The 18,980-nt window shown below is 34.2% G+C and carries 20 protein-coding genes, 2 tRNA genes and 1 other annotated feature; of the genes, 1 reads left to right on the plus strand and 21 read right to left on the minus strand.

From position 1 onward, the window contains the following. Positions 1 to 14 precede the first annotated feature (14 nt). The 20 genes from rpoB to LGK97_RS11150 all read right to left on the minus strand — a co-directional run bounded on the left by rpoB (position 15) and on the right by LGK97_RS11150 (position 17,268). A complete protein-coding gene (rpoB, locus tag LGK97_RS11055; RefSeq protein WP_226259830.1) occupies positions 15 to 3,728 on the minus strand; it encodes a DNA-directed RNA polymerase subunit beta in 3,714 nt (1,237 codons plus the stop codon). A 269-nt stretch (positions 3,729 to 3,997) separates the two neighbouring features. Beyond that, positions 3,998 to 4,357 (minus strand): 50S ribosomal protein L7/L12, encoded by a 360-nt coding sequence (rplL, locus tag LGK97_RS11060; RefSeq protein WP_226259831.1) that lies wholly within the window; start codon positions 4,355 to 4,357, stop codon positions 3,998 to 4,000. Between the two features lie 114 nt (positions 4,358 to 4,471). Continuing rightward, entirely contained in the window at positions 4,472 to 4,972 is a 501-nt protein-coding gene (gene rplJ / locus LGK97_RS11065) for a 50S ribosomal protein L10 (protein ID WP_226259832.1), read from the minus strand. Positions 4,973 to 5,005: 33 nt separating this feature from the next. Next, positions 5,006 to 5,141: a sequence feature (ribosomal protein L10 leader region), on the minus strand. 37 nt (positions 5,142 to 5,178) lie between these two features. Beyond that, positions 5,179 to 5,868, minus strand: coding sequence for a 50S ribosomal protein L1 (gene rplA, locus LGK97_RS11070; RefSeq protein WP_226259833.1), 690 nt, complete (start codon positions 5,866 to 5,868; stop codon positions 5,179 to 5,181). A gap of 55 nt (positions 5,869 to 5,923) precedes the next feature. Then, positions 5,924 to 6,349: a 50S ribosomal protein L11 gene (gene rplK / locus LGK97_RS11075; RefSeq protein ID WP_226259834.1), complete on the minus strand. Its 426-nt coding sequence runs from the start codon at positions 6,347 to 6,349 to the stop codon at positions 5,924 to 5,926. Between the two features lie 56 nt (positions 6,350 to 6,405). Beyond that, positions 6,406 to 6,927 carry a transcription termination/antitermination protein NusG gene (gene nusG, locus LGK97_RS11080; RefSeq protein WP_226259835.1) on the minus strand — a complete coding sequence of 174 codons (522 nt, stop codon included), beginning with the start codon at positions 6,925 to 6,927 and terminating at the stop codon, positions 6,406 to 6,408. A 45-nt stretch (positions 6,928 to 6,972) separates the two neighbouring features. After that, positions 6,973 to 7,197, minus strand: coding sequence for a preprotein translocase subunit SecE (gene secE / locus LGK97_RS11085; protein WP_226259836.1), 225 nt, complete (start codon positions 7,195 to 7,197; stop codon positions 6,973 to 6,975). Positions 7,198 to 7,236: 39 nt separating this feature from the next. After that, complete coding sequence (rpmG, locus tag LGK97_RS11090; RefSeq protein WP_125002828.1) at positions 7,237 to 7,386, minus strand: 50S ribosomal protein L33; 150 nt, start codon at positions 7,384 to 7,386, stop codon at positions 7,237 to 7,239. A gap of 250 nt (positions 7,387 to 7,636) precedes the next feature. Next, a complete protein-coding gene (gene tuf, locus LGK97_RS11095) occupies positions 7,637 to 8,830 on the minus strand; it encodes an elongation factor Tu (RefSeq protein WP_226259837.1) in 1,194 nt (397 codons plus the stop codon). 80 nt (positions 8,831 to 8,910) lie between these two features. After that, positions 8,911 to 8,986, minus strand: a tRNA-Thr gene (locus tag LGK97_RS11100). A gap of 8 nt (positions 8,987 to 8,994) precedes the next feature. Further along, positions 8,995 to 9,069: transfer RNA gene (locus LGK97_RS11105), tRNA-Gly, on the minus strand. 70 nt (positions 9,070 to 9,139) lie between these two features. After that, positions 9,140 to 9,781, minus strand: a complete 642-nt coding sequence (sigH, locus tag LGK97_RS11110) for an RNA polymerase sporulation sigma factor SigH (RefSeq protein WP_226259838.1) — start codon at positions 9,779 to 9,781, stop codon at positions 9,140 to 9,142. A 75-nt stretch (positions 9,782 to 9,856) separates the two neighbouring features. Then, entirely contained in the window at positions 9,857 to 10,366 is a 510-nt protein-coding gene (locus LGK97_RS11115) for an NYN domain-containing protein (RefSeq protein WP_226259839.1), read from the minus strand. Positions 10,367 to 10,374: 8 nt separating this feature from the next. Continuing rightward, positions 10,375 to 11,139, minus strand: coding sequence for a 23S rRNA (guanosine(2251)-2'-O)-methyltransferase RlmB (gene rlmB, locus LGK97_RS11120; RefSeq protein WP_226259860.1), 765 nt, complete (start codon positions 11,137 to 11,139; stop codon positions 10,375 to 10,377). Positions 11,140 to 11,444: 305 nt separating this feature from the next. Next, positions 11,445 to 12,248 (minus strand): FAD-dependent thymidylate synthase, encoded by an 804-nt coding sequence (gene thyX, locus LGK97_RS11125; protein WP_226259840.1) that lies wholly within the window; start codon positions 12,246 to 12,248, stop codon positions 11,445 to 11,447. Between the two features lie 2 nt (positions 12,249 to 12,250). Beyond that, a complete protein-coding gene (locus tag LGK97_RS11130) occupies positions 12,251 to 12,673 on the minus strand; it encodes a Mini-ribonuclease 3 (protein WP_226259841.1) in 423 nt (140 codons plus the stop codon). A 133-nt stretch (positions 12,674 to 12,806) separates the two neighbouring features. After that, positions 12,807 to 14,519, minus strand: a complete 1,713-nt coding sequence (locus LGK97_RS11135; RefSeq protein ID WP_226259842.1) for a proline--tRNA ligase — start codon at positions 14,517 to 14,519, stop codon at positions 12,807 to 12,809. Between the two features lie 339 nt (positions 14,520 to 14,858). Beyond that, positions 14,859 to 15,545, minus strand: a complete 687-nt coding sequence (ispD, locus tag LGK97_RS11140; protein WP_226259843.1) for a 2-C-methyl-D-erythritol 4-phosphate cytidylyltransferase — start codon at positions 15,543 to 15,545, stop codon at positions 14,859 to 14,861. 25 nt (positions 15,546 to 15,570) lie between these two features. Next, positions 15,571 to 16,677 (minus strand): PIN/TRAM domain-containing protein, encoded by a 1,107-nt coding sequence (locus tag LGK97_RS11145; protein ID WP_226259844.1) that lies wholly within the window; start codon positions 16,675 to 16,677, stop codon positions 15,571 to 15,573. Between the two features lie 123 nt (positions 16,678 to 16,800). Continuing rightward, positions 16,801 to 17,268 carry a CarD family transcriptional regulator gene (locus LGK97_RS11150; protein ID WP_226259845.1) on the minus strand — a complete coding sequence of 156 codons (468 nt, stop codon included), beginning with the start codon at positions 17,266 to 17,268 and terminating at the stop codon, positions 16,801 to 16,803. 147 nt (positions 17,269 to 17,415) lie between these two features. Between LGK97_RS11150 and LGK97_RS11155 the strand changes: the two genes are divergently transcribed. Further along, positions 17,416 to 17,820, plus strand: a complete 405-nt coding sequence (locus tag LGK97_RS11155) for a DUF1573 domain-containing protein (RefSeq protein WP_226259846.1) — start codon at positions 17,416 to 17,418, stop codon at positions 17,818 to 17,820. A 36-nt stretch (positions 17,821 to 17,856) separates the two neighbouring features. Here LGK97_RS11155 and disA read toward each other — a convergent pair whose 3' ends face one another. Then, a complete protein-coding gene (gene disA, locus LGK97_RS11160; protein ID WP_226259847.1) occupies positions 17,857 to 18,921 on the minus strand; it encodes a DNA integrity scanning diadenylate cyclase DisA in 1,065 nt (354 codons plus the stop codon). Positions 18,922 to 18,980 lie beyond the last annotated feature (59 nt).

Consider the following 18,980-nt stretch of genomic DNA (forward strand, 5'->3'; position numbering starts at 1 on the left):
TAATAATGTTAATTTTAATGTTCATCATTAAAATCATTTAATTCTAAGTCTTCACCAAAATCTTCTAAGGGTATTTCATTGTAATTTATATCAATGTCTATTTCCTCATCTTCATCTATAAGTTCAATGTACTCTTCCAATGGCGGTTCCGGAATTATATCTTCTGAACCTTCTATGTTAACACTTAAATTCAATTCTTCAATTTCATCATCAACTGATTCCTTAAGTTTAATTTCTTCTAACTCATCAGTCAGAACTTTAACATTTAGGCACAGCGCTTGTAATTCTTTTATAAGAACTTTGAAGGACTCAGGTACACCTGGCTCTGGTATATTTTCGCCTTTTACTATTGCTTCATAAGTTTTAACTCTACCTACAACGTCATCAGATTTAACTGTTAAGATTTCTTGTAATGTATGAGCTGAACCGTAAGCTTCTAGTGCCCAAACTTCCATCTCTCCAAATCTTTGCCCACCAAACTGAGCTTTACCACCTAGAGGTTGTTGAGTTACTAAAGAATAAGGGCCTGTTGATCTAGCATGTATTTTATCATCTACCAAATGATGTAGCTTTAAGATGTACATATATCCAACAGTAACCCTGCTATCAAATGCTTCTCCAGTTCTTCCATCATATAGTTCTGTTTTTCCATCTGCATTATATCCTGCTTTTTCTAAGCACGCCTCAATTTCTTCCTCTAGAGCACCATCAAATACTGGTGTTGCAATGTGCCAGCCTAGTTCACTAGCCGCCCATCCTAAGTGGACCTCTAATACCTGACCTATGTTCATACGAGAAGGTACCCCTAGTGGATTTAAACATATTTGAACTGCTCTTCCATCAGGTAAGAACGGCATATCCTCCACTGGTAATACCCTAGAGATAACTCCCTTGTTACCATGTCTTCCTGCCATCTTATCGCCTACAGATATCTTTCTCTTTTGAGCTATATAGCATCTAACTAGTTCGTTCACACCTGGCGGAAGTTCATCACCATTTTCTCTAGTAAATACTTTCACGTCAACTATTATTCCAGCTTCGCCATGTGGCACTCTAAGTGATGTATCTCTTACTTCTCTTGCTTTTTCACCAAATATAGCCCTTAATAATCTTTCTTCAGCTGTAAGTTCTGTTTCACCCTTTGGAGTAACTTTACCTACTAGGATGTCTCCAGATCTTACTTCTGCACCTATTCTTATTATTCCACGTTCATCTATATCTTTAAGTGCTTCATCGCCGACATTTGGGATATCTCTAGTTATTTCCTCAGGTCCAAGTTTTGTATCTCTTGCCTCTGATTCATATTCTTCAATGTGAACTGAAGTAAATATGTCATCACGAACAAGTTCTTCAGATATTAACATTGCATCCTCGTAGTTATAACCTTCCCAAGTTACAAATCCTATACGTATGTTCTTACCTAATGCTATTTCTCCAAGGTCTGTTGAAGGTCCATCTGCGAGTACTGTATTTACTTCAACTTTTTCACCTTTATTAACTATAGGTTTTTGATTTATACACGTACCTTGATTGGATCTTTTAAACTTAAGAATTTTATAAACATCTAACCCGCTATCTGAGTCTCTTCTTACCTTAATTTCATTAGCACTTACATATTCAACGATACCAGCATTTTTCGCCTTTGGAAGAACACCAGAATCTACCGCTGCTCTGTACTCAATTCCAGTACCTATAATAGGTGCTTGTGCTTTAAGTAGTGGCACGGCTTGACGTTGCATGTTTGATCCCATTAGCGCACGACTTGCATCGTCATTTTCAAGAAATGGAATCATAGCTGTTGCAACAGAAACTATCTGCCTTGGGGATATATCCATAAGGTCTACTTCTTCTCTTGGAACAACCATTACTTCCGCCTTACTTCTTACTGATACTTTTTTATCTACGAAAGTACCTTCTTCACTAATTGGCTCACTAGCCTGTGCAACTAGATATGCATCTTCTTCATCTGCGGTCATATACAAAATCTTATCAGTAATTACCGATGTTTTTTTGTCTACAACTCTGTATGGTGTCTCAATGAATCCATACTCATTCACTTTAGCATAGCTTGCAAGAGAGTTTATAAGCCCTATATTGGGTCCTTCTGGCGTTTCTATTGGACACATTCTACCATAATGCGAGTAATGAACGTCTCTAACTTCAAATCCAGCTCTTTCCCTTGAAAGTCCACCTGGTCCTAGTGCAGACAATCTTCTCTTGTTTGTAAGTTCTGATAATGGATTTGTTTGATCCATAAACTGAGATAGTTGAGAACTTCCAAAGAACTCTTTTATTGCTGCTGCCACAGGTCTTATGTTAATAAGTGCCTGAGGTGTTATCCCCTCTTGATCTTGAATTGTCATTCTCTCTTTGACAACCCTTTCCATTCTAGATAAACCTATTCTGAATTGATTCTGCAGAAGTTCTCCCACAGACCTAATTCTTCTATTTCCTAAATGATCAATATCATCAATATAACCGATATCATAAGTTAGTCCTAACTCGTAGCTCACTGTAGCATACATATCATCTTTAATTATATGTTTTGGTATTAATCTAGTTTTATTGTTTTTTATTTGTTCTTTAATTGAATCTTCATCACTAAAATTATCTAATATTTCTTTTAATGTTGGATAATGAACCATCTCTCTAATATTAAGATCAGAAATATCAAATTTAACTACTTTATGAATGTTAACAAAGTGATTTCCTACTACTCTTATTACTTTGTCTTCTATTTGTAGATCAACTACATTAATTCCTAAATCTTGAATTTCTAGAGCAGTTTCTCTGTCTATCTTTTGATCCTTTTCAACTATAACTTCTCCAGTTATAGGATTAACAATATTCTCGGCAGAAATTTGATTTGCAATTCTATGGTTTATTGATAATTTCTTATTGAATTTATATCTACCAACTCTTGACAAATCATATCTTTTCGCATCAAAGAATAGTGAATCAATAAGAGATACAGCACTATCAACTGTAGGTGGTTCACCTGGCCTTAATCTTTTGTATATTTCTATAAGTGCCTCTTCTCTTGTTTTAGTATTATCTTTCTCTACTGTAGCTTTTAATCTTTCTTCTTCACCAAGTAATTGTTGTAAGTCTAAGTCACTACCATTCTCCATCATAGCCCTAGCTAAAACACTTATAGGTAATTTCCTTGTCTTGTCGATTCTAATATATACAATATCATTAGAGTCTGTTTCATATTCAAGCCAAGCTCCCCTATTTGGAATTACTGTTGCAGAATAAAGTTTTTTTCCTGTTTTATCAACGGAGTAATTATAATAAACCCCTGGTGATCTAACCAATTGACTTACTATTACCCTTTCCGCTCCATTAATAACAAATGTCCCTTGCTCTGTCATTAGCGGGAAGTCTCCCATAAAGACTTCTTGCTCTTTGATTTCGCCAGTTTCATTATTACGCAATCTAACCTTAACTTTTAAAGGCGCTGCATAAGTTGTATCTCTTTCCTTGCATTGTTCTACAGAATACTTAATATTATCCGTATCAAGTTTGTATCCTATAAACTCTAGTACAAGGTTACCAGTATAATCCTGTATAGGATTTATATCGTCAAAAACCTCTTGAAGTCCCTCTTCTAAAAACCAATTGTAAGAGTCTAACTGTATCTCAATTAAATTTGGCATATCAGTTACTTCTCTTATCTTTGAAAAACTCATTCTTGTTCTTTTACCTAATTGGACAGGATGTACCATCAGCTTTCACCCCTTGCATAAACTAAAATAACCAAAAACACACTTTCCCCTAGGACTTTGTGTTTCTGGATTCACACATTTTCATCATGTTATTATAACCAGTTCTGTTAATTTAATTCACATTCGCCAGTAATTACATCTCTTTATGTTAAACTACTAACTTTAAGTGCATTATGCTATGTTATCACAATTATAATTCCATGTCAACATAACTTTTCAAAAACAGGGCACTCTTATATAAAAGTGCCCTGTTTCATAATTAAATTAAATTATTTTATTTCTACTACGCCTTCAACTTCTTCAAGTTTAGCTTTCATGCCTTCAGCATCTTCTTTGCTAGCGCCTTCTTTAATTGTTTTAGGAGCTCCATCAACTATATCTTTAGCTTCTTTTAATCCTAGTCCAGTTAATTCTCTAACAACTTTAATAACTTTAATTTTGTTAGGGCCTGCACTCATTAAAACTACATCAAATTCAGTTTTTTCTTCAGCAGATACTGCTGCAACTCCTGCAGCTGCAACTGGTGCTGCAGCACTTACGCCAAATTCCTCTTCGCAAGCTTTTACTAATTCATTTAATTCTAAAACACTCATATCTTTTACTGCTTGAATAATTTCTTCTCTTGTCATTATAAAGGCACCTCCGAATTTTTTTCATGTATATTTTACACTTACCTTATAAAAGGCTTAACTTGAATCAATTAAAGTTAATTTGCAATGTCTTTCAGCTTAATACTTTAAATATTATTGAGCTGATTCCTTTTGCTCTTTAATTGAGTTCAATACGTATGCAAGATTTGATATTGGAGCTTTGAAGCTTCCAAGTAATTTTGCAATAAGAACATTTCTTGGTGGTATTGATGCTAACTCATTAACTTGAGCGCCATCAAATACTTGACCTTGTATTATAGCTGCTTTAAGCTCTAATTTTTTGTGGGTTTTTGCAAACTCATTTAAAACTCTAGCAGGAGCAGTTGGTTCTTCATATCCAAATGCTATTGAAATAGGTCCTTGTAAGTGAGCTACTATACCTTCAATCCCTAATTCTCTAGCTGCTAGAATAACTAAAGTGTTTTTATAAACTTTATATTCTACTCCAGCTTCTCTAAGGTTTTTTCTTAATAATGTATCGTCTTCTACATTTAGACCTTGATACTGACTAAGTACTACACCTTGAGCTTTTTCTAATTTTTCTTTGATTTCTGCCACTTTTGCTTCTTTTAATTGTCTATTATTGCTTAACACTGTGTATCCACCTCCTCACAGTTTTTAACTGCTTTATGAAAAAATAAAGTCTCTCCGTAGAAACGAAGAGACCTAATATCCGCACATAAGTACATTTATTGGAATCCTCGGCAGGCATTTGTTTTTACGCTTTCGCACCTGCTATCTACGGAATATTATCTATTTTACTTTAAACATTGTAACATGCTTAAATCTTTTTGTCAATACTAGTCTAACACTTTAGTTGGATTAACTTTTACTCCAGGTCCCATAGTGCTTGAAACTGATACTGATTTTAAGTATTGTCCTTTAGCTGCTGATGGTTTAGCTTTAACTACTGCTTCCATTAAAGCATGGAAATTTTCAGCTAGTTTTTCTGCACCAAAAGATTTTTTTCCAAGTGGTACATGGACAATAGAAGTCTTGTCAACTCTATATTCAACTTTACCAGCTTTGATCTCAGCTATTGCTTTAGCAACATCAAATGTAACTGTTCCTGATTTAGGATTTGGCATTAATCCTTTAGGTCCAAGTACTCTACCTAACTTACCAACAACACCCATCATATCCGGTGTAGCAACAACTACATCAAATGCAAACCAGCTTTCTTTTTGGATCTTTTCAACTAAATCATCATTTCCAACAAAATCAGCGCCTGCTAGTTCTGCTTCTTTAGCTTTTTCACCTTTAGCGAAAACTAAAACTCTAACTGTTTTACCTGTTCCATGAGGAAGCACTACTGCACCTCTTACTTGTTGGTCTGCATGTCTTGGATCAACACCAAGTTTTACAGCAAGTTCAATAGTTTCGTCAAACTTAGCTTTAGCAGTTTTCACCGCAAGTTCCATAGCTTCTATTGGCGTATATAGAGCGTTCTTGTCAACAAGTTTAGCGCTCTCTATGTAATTTTTTCCCATATTAGTATCCTCCTTCGTGGTTATAACGGTTTTTACCTCCCACTATAATCGAAAATTATTCTTCAACAACTATTCCCATACTTCTTGCTGTTCCAGCTATCATGCTCATAGCAGCTTCTACTGATGCTGCATTTAAGTCTGGCATCTTGATTTCTGCTATTTCTTTTACTTTAGCTTTAGAAATAGTAGCAATTTTAGTTTTATTTGGAACTCCTGAACCACTTTCAAGTCCAACTGCTTTCTTTAATAATACAGCTGCTGGTGGAGTTTTTAATATGAAACTAAAAGATCTATCTTGATATACAGTTATAACTACTGGTGTTATCATACCTGCTTGATCAGCAGTTTTTGCGTTGAATTCCTTACAGAATCCCATGATATTAACACCGTGTTGTCCAAGTGCTGGACCAACTGGTGGTGCTGGAGTTGCTTTTCCTGCAGGAAGTTGAAGTTTTATCATTCCTGTTATTTTCTTAGCCATGAGTATATACCTCCTATATTGTGGTGATGCGGATTAAAAATCCTCCCACTTAGTACCTAGTCTAATTTTTGTATTTGATTGAACTCTAGTTCAACAGGCGTTTCTCTGCCGAACATGTTTATAAGTGCCTTAATCGTTTGCTTCTCCAAATGAATTTCTTGTATTAACGCAACAAATCCTTCGAATGGCCCAAATGTAACCTGGATATTCTCACCTATTTCGTAGTCAACAACTATAGTCTTTTCTGATATACCCATAGTTCTAACTTCATCTTCAGTAAGAGCAACAGGCTTAGACCCTGGTCCTACGAATCCCGTTACGCCTCTAGTATTTCTAACTATATACCAAGATTCATCTGTCATAAGCATTTTAACCATTACATAACCTGGAAATACCTTTTTAAAAGTTATTTTTTTCTTTCCATCCTTTACTTCAACTTGCTCTTCCATAGGAACTTGAATATCGTGTACGTATTCTTCAAGATTTCTATTTTCGATTGCCTTTTCTAGATTGGCTTTAACTTTATTTTCGTAACCAGAATATGTATGTACAACATACCATTTTGCTTTATCTGCCATAGCTCAAGGGGTGGAGTACTCCGTCCCCTACCTCCTTCTTTTACCCTATTTAAAGATTATTTTATAGAGGTTATTAAAACCATAATCCAAGAAACCTACAAAGACTACATAAAGGAAAGAAAAGCTTGCCACTGCAATAGTTGCTTTTTTAATGTCTTTTTTTGAAGGCCAAGTTATTCTTTTTGCTTCTGCCTTAAGATCCTTGAAAAAATTGACTATTCCGTTTTGGTTTGATTTACTTTTTGCTTTAATCTTCCCGTTAACAGTCATTTTACTCGCATCCCCCAACGTTTTGTGTTTTATGCTGTATTATTTTGTCTCTTTATGAAGTGTATGTTTGTGGCAGAACTTACAGTATTTCTTCATTTCTATTCTATCTGGGTTATTTTTTTTGTTTTTCATTGTATTGTAATTTCTCTGTTTGCAATCAGTACATGCTAAAGTTACTTTTACTCTCACAATCTACACCTCCCGATTTTCCACCTATTTAAGGAAGTTTGTGCTTAATAAGCACTATGCTATCCTTAGCTTTTTATTTTACTTAAACAATTTATCATAACTCAGTACATATGTCAATGAATTAGTTCAAGGTGTTTTTTCATTAAACGTTCCCGTCGCTTCAAACAAAACATACATACTTTCTTTTATAGAACTAAGCTTAAAGCTTAGTTCTATTTTATGATCAATTATATTGTGGGCTTCTATTATATTATTTAACTATTGAAGTAACAACTCCTGAACCTACTGTTCTTCCACCTTCTCTGATTGCAAATCTTAATCCTTCATCCATTGCTACTTGAGTGATTAATTCAACATTCATGTCAATGTGGTCTCCTGGCATTACCATTTCCATTCCGTCTGGTAATTTGATTGAACCTGTTACGTCAGTTGTTCTAAAGTAAAACTGTGGTCTGTATCCGTCGAAGAATGGAGTGTGTCTTCCGCCTTCTTCTTTTTTAAGTACATATACTTGACCTACAAATTTATCATGTGGATGTACTGAACCTGGCTTTGCAAGCACTTGTCCTCTCTCAATGTCAGTTCTTTGTACTCCTCTTAATAATGCTCCGATGTTGTCTCCTGCCATTGCTGAATCAAGAAGCTTTCTGAACATCTCTACTCCTGTACATACTACTTTTCTTTTATCTTCGCTAAGTCCAACTATTTCTACTTCTTCTCCAACTTTAAGTACTCCAGTTTCAACTCTTCCTGTTGCTACTGTTCCTCTTCCTGTAATTGTAAATACGTCTTCTACAGGCATTAAGAATGGTTTGTCTGTTAATCTTGTTGGTGTTGGAATGTAAGTGTCTACAGCTTCCATTAAATCAAGTATGCATTTTGATGCTTCTGGATCTGTTGGATTTTCTAATGCTTTTAATGCTGATCCTGTTACTACTGGAATGTCATCGCCTGGGAAGTCATACTCGCTTAATAGTTCTCTGATTTCCATTTCAACTAATTCTAATAATTCTGGGTCATCTACCATATCTGCTTTGTTTAAGAATACTACTATATATCCTACTCCAACTCTGCTTGCTAATAGTATATGCTCTCTTGTTTGAGGCATTGGACCATCTGCAGCACTAACAACTAGTATTGCTCCGTCCATTTGTGCTGCTCCTGTGATCATGTTCTTTACATAATCCGCGTGACCTGGGCAATCAACATGTGCATAGTGTCTTGTATCTGTTTGATACTCAACGTGTGATGTATTGATTGTAATTCCTCTTTCTCTTTCCTCTGGTGCTTTATCAATTTGGTCAAATCTTGATGCTTCAGCCAATCCTTTTGTTGAAAGTACTGCTGTTATTGCTGCTGTTAATGTTGTCTTACCGTGATCTACGTGTCCTATTGTTCCAATGTTTACGTGTGGTTTGCTTCTTTCAAATTTTGCCTTTGCCATTTTGTATTCCTCCTTATATAAATAATTACACTTTTGTGCAAGTAAACTTATCCTAGTGTGTTGTATGCCTTTAATAATTGTGGAGCCCATAACCGGGATTGAACCGGTGACCTCCACCTTACCAAGGTGACGCTCTACCGACTGAGCTATATGGGCACTTAGTTTGGAGCGGGAAACGGGTATCGAACCCGCGGCACCCAGCTTGGGAAGCTGGTGCTCTACCACTGAGCTACTCCCGCTGACATACAACTAAAAGCTATACACCAGTTATTAATTTTACTATTCTTTGTTTTAATTGTCAATAGTTTTTCACCTTTTACTTAGACATTTTTCTAATTTTCTTTTTACTCTTTGCAGTGCATTATCTATAGACTTTGCATGTCTGTCTAAATCACAGGCAATCTCTTGATAAGACTTACCGTCTAAGTAGGACATTAGAACTTCCATCTCGAGTTCTGAAAGAACTTCCCCAATTTCATTTTGAATGTTTGCAACTTCTTCCTTACTGATAACTAATTCTTCTGGATCAGTAATTTTAGCACCTGATAGCACATCTAACAACGTTCTATCTGACTCCTCATCATATATTGGTTTATTTAAAGAGATATATGTATTTAGAGGAATATGTTTTTGGCGAGTGGCTGTTTTTATTGCTGTGATTATCTGCCTTGTAACACAGATTTCGGCAAACGCTCTAAAAGAAGATAGTCTATCTGCCTTAAAATCCCTAATAGCCTTATAGAGACCTATCATACCTTCTTGGTAAATGTCTTCCTTATCGGCGCCAATCAAAAAATAAGACTTCGCCTTAGCCTTAACAAAGTTTTTGTACTTATTAATTAAGTATTCTTGTGCTCTAACATTTTTTTTTTGTGCTTCAATAACTACTTCTTCATCCAATCTATCTCCAAAGCATGAGTTATCCACACTGGCTTTAACGATTTTCTCCAACAAACATCCCCTCCACACCAAACATGTGTCATATAGATGATTATACCTTAGAGGAATTTCTATAGTCAAGACAATTCAATGGCTCCTCCGTATTTTTTCAAGTTTCTTTAATGTTTCCTCATCTATTCTATCTTCTAATAAGTTCCTTTTTTCCAAATACTTTTTTTCTGTCTTCATTTGAATCTTTTTTTCTATACTAATTACTTCATGATAAAATTCTATAGAAGACATTCTAGTAGCACCTCTTTGAAAGGTAACTTGTTGCTCAATAGAGTCTGATGTAACAACGGATACTTCAGATTTTCGTCCTATGTTATTCACCATCTTTTCAATGAATACATCCGCTGTTTCACCCTCTTTTGTAAAAACAACAACTAGGTTTCCTAGTCTTTCTTTTTTTTCAAGACTACCTTTAACCATGTGCGCATCGAACACTATAAACATCTTGTAACCTTTAAACTCAGAGTAATTTTGAAGTATGTCAATGAGTTGCTCACGGGAAGCTTCATAGCTATAATCTTTTATCCCCTTAAGATTTGGCCAACTATTAATAACGTTATACCCATCAACGAAAACTGTTTTCACTTTTTACCTCATCTGATTTTTTGCTTCATAATTTCATACATTATTATGCCACTAGCAACCGATGCGTTTAAAGATGTTATCTTTCCAACCATAGGTATCTTTACTAATACATCGCACTTTTCTTTAGTAAGTTTAGAAATACCTCTACCTTCACTTCCAATAACTAAAGCTACTGCACCAGTTAAATCTGTATTGAAAACATAATCCTCAGCATCCATATCTGCACCATAGACCCATACTCCACGCTCTTTTATTTCTTCTATAGCTGCGTTTATATTAGTTACTTTTGCTATTTTAACATGTTCAATTGCACCAGCTGATGTTTTATATACTACTGGTGTAGCACCTACATTTTTTCTCTTAGGTATTATTATTCCATGAGCACCACATACTTCAGCAGTTCTTATTATAGACCCAAAGTTATGTGGATCTTCGATTTCATCTAGTATAATTATAAAAGGTTTTTCTCCCTTTTCCTCTGCATATTTAAATATGTCGTTTAATCCAAAGTATTTGTAAGGGGTTACTATAGCCATAACACCTTGGTGTGATGAGGTTTGAGACATTTCATCTAGTTTTCTTCTGTCAACCTCTTTTGTAACAATTCCCTTTTCTTTAGCTAGTGCCATTACTACACTTATAGATCCTGTTGTATCTCCCTTGGCAATAAGAATATACTCTATAGTTCTATCTGACTTTAGTGCTTCTATAACTGCATTCCTACCTTCAATTAAATCTTCCCTGAGTGCCTTAACTTCAACTTCTTGATTGATACTGCTACTTCTAGGATTTACTTGTGCTCTCTCTCTAGTAGCTTTCTTATTTTCAACTAAACTCTCTTCGCCTTGTCTATTTCTTCTAGGGGTTGCCTTGCTTTTATCTCCTCTACCGCTTGAAAAATCTCTATTTTCTTTAGTAGCGTGTTCGTTGGTTCTAGATCCTCTATATGGAGCACCACCTTTTTCTGGTTTACCACCTGAAAATCCTCTACTGCCTTGACTTGATCGTCCTTCTTGACTTCCTTTGTTTCCTTGATATTTTTTATTGTCGCTCATTTTAAATCCCTCTTTCACTTTATCTATTTAATTTCATATTCTTTTCTTATATCTAGCATCTTGCCACAACACATACCACCTTCAGGACATGGGCCATTGACACAACTTGGACCTGCATATTTAAATAGCACAGGTGCTACTTTTCTAGCTTGCACAAGCATTTCCTTCGCCATCTGGCGTATCTCCCATTGAGCCCGATTGCAACATCTATGATTAAAGAAATGTATTAACTCCCTAGCATTCATAGTGGCTATAATTTTAGTTTCACAAGCATTTGGAAACACATATCGTGCGTCCTCAATAGCCTTTTTCTCAGCTTTACTCTTAATGTTTCTGTATTGTTTTTCCTCAATTTCCTCAGGATTTACCAATCCTTTAGCATCTAAGTATTCTTTTACAAGATTATCTAATTCCTCTGTACATAGTATATCCACTAATTGATTATACTCTTCCTGAACACGACTCATAGATCTCATAAAAATTTCTTTTGCCTTCTCATTTTCTTCAATATTCGGTGGTATTATGTATTCAAATTGTTCTAGCCTAACGTATCTTTGGCTTTGCTGGGAATATGATGCTACCCTATGCCTAACTAATTGATGAGTTAAGCTCCTAGATACTCCCTCAATTGCAAAAGTAAAGCTCACATGCTCTATTGGGGAGTGATGTCCATAGGTCATTAACATATCCAAAAACTTCTGTGTCTTTTCTTCATCCAAGTTTTCTAATATTTCATCAACCCCTACTTGACTATAACAAAGTTTGGCCGCTGACGCTACTACTTTTTCTGGACTCGGTGTATGCTCTATCAATTTAACCTTAAGCATAGTTACTCATCTCCCAAATCAAACTTTATAATTTTCTCAAAAATACAATTTAGCCGTTCGTCCTTTTCACTTAGATATAGAAAACCAACTAACGCCTCAAATCCAGTGGCCCATTTATATTCATTTAAATCTGCGTTTTTAGGTGTGGTTCCACTTTTTGAATTTCTAGCCCTTTTAAATATGCTTAACTCTTCTTCACTTAAATCTTCTATAATAAATTTCATATACTCACTTTGTGCATGCGCTTTTACATGTTCAACTGCCTTAACATGAATCTTATGAGCGTTCATATTCCTATTTTTTTCTACAAGATAGGCTCTAATAAAAACCTCATAGATTGCATCTCCAACAAGTGCAAGAACTAGTGGATTTAACTGCTTGGCTTGCTCCGTTGTAAACTTATTCTTTAATATATTAAATTCCAATCTTATTCTCCTTTATACACATTAGACGTCTATTATAAAATAATTAGCGCAGGCTGCCTTATAATATAAGTATTAATTTTTATGGCTATAGTCATCCCTATAGCCATATGTTACCGTGAACTTCAAATAGAATCTATAATATTATGTTATTATTTTTAAATTCTTCTTTGACTCTATTAATAACTGCACTTATTTCTACTTCTTCATTATCTTGTGCACTTCTTAATTTAAACTCAAGCTTACCTTCAGAAATCTTTTTCCCAACAGTAATTCTCATTGGAATTCCAATTAGATCTAAATCCTTAAATTTAACTCCAACTCTCTCATCTCTATCATCCATAAGAACTTCTACGCCCAATTCTTTTAGATTATTATAAATTTCTTCAGCAATTTCCATCTGCTGCTCATCCTTTTTAGATACTGGTACTACTACAACTTGATATGGCGCTACTGATATTGGCCACTTTATACCATTCTCATCATGATGTTGTTCTATAATAGCTGCCATTGTTCTATTTATGCCTATACCGTAGCATCCCATAACTAAAGGCTGTTTTTTCTGGTCTTGCCCTATAAAAGTTGCACCCATAGCTTCTGAATATTTAGTTCCGAGTTTAAATATGTGCCCTACTTCTACACCTCTAGCAATTGTAAGCTGTGATTCACACTTAGGGCATTTATCTCCCTCATTAACTTTTCTAAAGTCTCCAACCTTACCTTCAAAGTCTCTTCCATAATTAACATTCTCATAATGATATCCTGTATCATTTGCACCAATTATAAAATTATACATATTAGCTACTTCAGCGTCAACTAATACTACATCAGCCTTAATACCTATTGGGCCTGCAAATCCTACTGCTGCAGAAGTTGCCTCCATTACAGTCTTTGCATCTGCCATTTCGAACTCTAATGCTCCACCTATCGCATTTATTACTTTAATCTCATTTAAATGCCTATCTCCCCTTACCATAACTGCAACAACTCTATTATCTGCTTTATAAATAAGCGTTTTTGCAAATTTTCTAGAAGTGGTGTTAAAGAACTTCTCTAAATCCTCTATAGTTTTTACATTTGGAGTTAATATTTTATTTAATTCTTTGAACTCTTCTTTTTCCATGTGATCAACTTGAGTTGGTGCTTTCTCCATATTAGCTGCATAATTGCATGATTTACAGAAAACTACCTCATCTTCACCTACTTCAGACTTAACCATAAACTCTGCTGATCCCGAACCACCCATTGCACCAGAATCAGCCTCAACAGCCTTGCATTCTAGTCCACATCTTCTAAATATGTTATTATAGGCATCATACATTTTATTGTAAGATATATCTAGTCCCTCATTATCTGCATCAAAGCTATAAGCATCTTTCATTATAAATTCTCTTGATCTCATAACTCCAAATCTTGGTCTTCTCTCATCCCTATACTTTGTTTGAATTTGATACAGGTTCAGTGGTAACTGCTTATAAGATTTAATTTCATTTCTAGCTATATCTGTAAATACTTCTTCGTGTGTAGGTCCTAAACAAAACTCCCTTGCATTTCTATCTTTCAGTCTAAATAATTCTGCTCCATAAACATCCCATCTTCCAGATTCAATCCATAGCTCAGAAGGAATTAAGGCCGATGCTAAAAATTCCTGTGCATCTGCACTATCCATTTCATTTCTAACAATATCTTCAATTTTTTTTATAACTCTTATTCCAAGTGGCATGTAATTGTACACCCCAGAAGCCATTTTCCTCATCATTCCAGCTCTTAACATCAATTGGTGACTTGCGATTTCTGCCTCCGCTGGTACTTCCCTTAGTGTACTTATTAACATTTTGGATAATTTCATAAGTATTCCTCCTTATATATCTCTTAGAATTTATTTTTTATATGGTACTTCATTACCTTCGAACATCAAAAGAACAAAAAATAAAAAATCCGCCCTGTATTAGGGCGAATTATATCGCGGTACCACCTAAATTTGCACTCATTTTTTAACGGTATATACTACCGGTAGTTTTACTACAGCTCCAAAGTAGGTTCAAAACCTTTGAAAATATCTCAACCTAGTATTTTCTCTCTGTATAGTGGTCTCTACTATTCTTCATCATTGCCTAATATTCAATTTGTATGAACCATTACATATAGTTACTAATTAATATACACATTAAATGTGATACTGTCAACATTAAAATCTTTGTAGTATTTGCCTTCCAATTTCTAAATCCTCTGGTGTTGTAACCTTTATATTATCGTAACTACCTTTATAAAGATATACCTTATTCCCATACCTTTCAACGACCATGGTATCATCCGTTACTTTGATACCTTCCTCATTAATCTTCTTATGACAATTTAATATGAGATTGTACTTAAACGCCTGTGGTGTTTGAACACAAAATAGTGTTTCTCTTTCAGGAGTATCTACTGAAAATCCTAAGGAGTCTTTTATCTTAATTGTATCCTTTGGCTCTACTCCGCAAGCAGTTGCTCCATATAAGTTAGCATAAGTGATTGCATCACTTATAATAGATTGATTTATAAATGGCCTAGCTCCGTCATGAATAAGCACAATTTCACAATTTGATACAGCACTTAGTCCTTTTAGCACTGAATCTTGTCTTTCTTTTCCACCAATAACCACATCTTTTACTTTTAAAAAGTTATACTTTTCAATTATTTCTTTCCTACAATATTCCATCTCACCTTCTGCAACAACTACTATAATTTCATCTATGTAATTGCTTTGTGAAAATGCTCTTAAAGTATAGTACAAAATTGGATGCTGATTAATTTTTAAATATTGCTTATTAATAGATTCCTTCATGCGACTACCTTTTCCAGCAGCCAAAATTACTGCACAATTTCTAATCATAACAACCCTCGCTTACTCAATATAATTAACCCTTTATCAAGGAATCCTTATTTTTAGCGAAAATCATCCTGCCTGCAGCCGTCTGAAGAACTGATGTTACAATAACAACTATATCTTCACCAATATAACGCCTTCCACCCTCAACGACAATCATTGTACCGTCATCTAAATAGGCTATTCCTTGTCCCGATTCCTTTCCATCCTTCATCACTTGAATTTTCATTTCCTCACCTGGTAAAACCACTGGCTTCACGGCATTTGCAAGTTCGTTAATATTTAAAACTGGAACCCCTTGAAACTCAGCTACCTTGTTAAGATTAAAATCATTTGTAATAACTTTACCATTCAAAAGCTGAGCTAATTTGAGAAGCTTACTATCTACTTCTGCTATATCAGGAAAATCCTTCTCCCAAATTTCAACTTCAATATTTAACTCCTTTTGAATCTTGTTTAATATATCTAGCCCTCTTCTTCCTCTGTTTCTTTTAAGTCCATCAGAGGAATCCGCGATATGCCTAAGCTCTTCTAATACGAAAGTTGGTATTATTAGTGGACCCTCAACAAAACCCGTTTGACAAATATCAAATATTCTACCGTCAATTATTACTGATGTATCTAGTACCTTAGGATTTTCATTAGTAAATCCCTTTACCTTCTTATCTTTGAACCCTGTATTCCTTTTAGTGCTTGTGAAAAAAGCTAATATGTCATCTCTTTTCCTTGCACAAATATCTGCTCCCAAAGCTGCCATTATAACCGTAAAAATAACTACTATGATATTCCATATCAGGGAATCATATTTGAATAATCCTGCAAATAAAGATGCAATTACAAGACCTATTATCCCACCTGTTGTACCAAATATAATTTGGGCAGTTGGCATTTTTTGCATGCTTTTCTCCACATAATCCATAAACTTCATTATAAAGGTTACAATTATAGGCGATATTAAAAATAAAATAACTCCAAAGATTAATGTAGAAAAAATAATGAATATTATTCCTTGAACTGTACCACTTTTAAAGTGATCAAGCTGAACAAAATAGCTTGTGCTTAAAAGCATTTCCGCTACTAGATAGCCTATAATTAATCCTATGATTGTAAAAAGTCCCCTGAAAATCTTTTTTAGCAAAAAAATTCACCTCCTTTTAAATTATTAACACTTATTCAAATTTATATCCTGTTATTATCTAATATATACTATAAATTTCTGTAATTCAATGAAATACATCATAGAATTAACAATTTATTAAACTTAACTTCGTATTTTACATAACGCTTCCTCCATAGTTACTTCAAACACTAACATTATTTCGCTTGCAATCATCCCTTCAACCCTTTCTAAAATCTTTAACTCTCCTGGTGGAAGTATGTCTTCCTTTTTCAAATAGTATAAATCCCTAATTACCTGACACATTTTTAATATATTACCACTTTGAATCTTTTTCTTATTAATTCTATATCTATTATTCCAATTACCTTCAATATGCTCTGTTTCATTTGATATAATTTTTAAGTTCTTTTCTAACTCTAGCTTATTTAAAATCTTTCTAATCTTGTAATTTCCAATTCTACTCATTGGAATCATAAAACTCATATTATCTAGTAATAGATATATATTTACATATTTACATTCTGACCCATGTAATTCCTTATTATCCATACCCTGTATATATCCAGCGCCATAACCTGCTATAAAAATCTTCTCACCAATGTTCAACATGCTATTCCCCCTATTAATAAAACTCCTCTTGATTTATTATATATTTATAGGTTGATATTCGTACTTAATTTATTGACAAAAACATAATATAAAACCTATAATTAAGATAATATAGCTATTAAAATCTTTAACAAGGAGTTGAACTTAATGAAAGATCTTATATTTGATAGTTTTCAAAATTCTGTAGACGAATCTTTATTACGACATAGAAGCATTTTAGATATAATTACTAAACTTCAAGAATCTGAGGCTAGAGTTAATAGAGCTGTTATAAAATCCGTTACCAATTGTGGCTGTATTAATATTGATGCAAAAAAACAATACATTCCTGCTAATATAGAAGATTTGAATTTGGACACCCTTGGCGCCTCACTTGATACTCATATGCAAGGCAAGCTTTGTGAAAACTGCAGAGAAGTCTTAGAAAAGGAACTCGGGAATAATCTTTTTTATATTACTTCTTTATGTAATCTTTTAGACTTAAATTTATATGATATTCTCTTAAAAGAGTATGATAAAATTAGTACATTAGGCAAATATACCATGAGATAGAAATATAGCACAAGGTAAGCTAAAGCTTATCTTGTGCTATATTTGCTTATCTAACATAAATTGCTCTTTTAATCTTCTTAATCCATTCTTAATTGCTTTAGCTCTTGCTTCACCTATTCCTTCTACCTGATCAAGCTGTTCATGAGATGCTTCCATTGTAGCTTTTAATTCCCTAAAATGCTTAACTAAGTTTTCTATAACATTAGTAGGTATTCTAGGTATTTTATTTAACATCCTGTATCCCCTAGGAGAAATTAGCGTATCCACTAACGGTACACCCACGTACCCAATAATTTTAGAAATGAAATCTAAATCTAACAGTTCCTCAGGACTCATAGTTTCTATCTGTCTATACATCTCCATATAATTCATACCACTTTGGCAATAGTCTCTTATTAATAGTATTCCATCCTCTTCAACGCTTCTAATTAACTCACTTAGTTGCATAGAAATAAGTCTACCTTCATTCCCAAGTTCACATATATATCTTTCTATTTCTGAAACTATTCTCATCACCATTTCGGTTCTTTGTACTGCACTTATAACATCAAACAATGTAGCTAAATCTTGAAATTCTAAAAGATTTAAGTTACTTACCACCCGTTCAAGCACTGAAACATATTTCTCTAATGTCTGAACAGCTTGATTTGCTTTTGCTAAAATAATACTACTATCTCTTAAAACATATTTTATTTCATCTTTATAAACAGTTATAATAGTTCTTCTTTGTGATATTGCAATAACAACAGACCCTGTTTGCTTAGCTATTCTTTGAGCTGTTCTGTGTCTTGTACCAGTTTCAAAAGTAGGTATGGTAGGACTTGGCATAAGTTGTGTGTTAGCATATAATATTCTTTTTAAATCACTACTTACTACTATAGCTCCATCCATCTTTGCTAATTCATAAATGTACGCAGGGCTATATTCAGAGTTTATTCCAAATCCACCGTCCACAATATCTAATATCTCCTTACCATCGCCTAAAACAATAAGCCCCCCGGTTTTAGCTCTTAAAATATTTTCAAGCCCTTCCCTGAGTGATGTCCCAGGCGCCATTACTTTCAATATACTCATAAGTTCTTTGCTTTTCTCTTCTCTCATGTTTTTCTCCTTATTTAATAAATAGTACCCTTAATCATCGCCTTCAAAATTACTCATAA

The sequence above is a fragment of the Clostridium sp. CS001 genome (assembly GCF_020443565.1).
Lineage (GTDB): Bacteria > Bacillota > Clostridia > Clostridiales > Clostridiaceae > Clostridium_AD.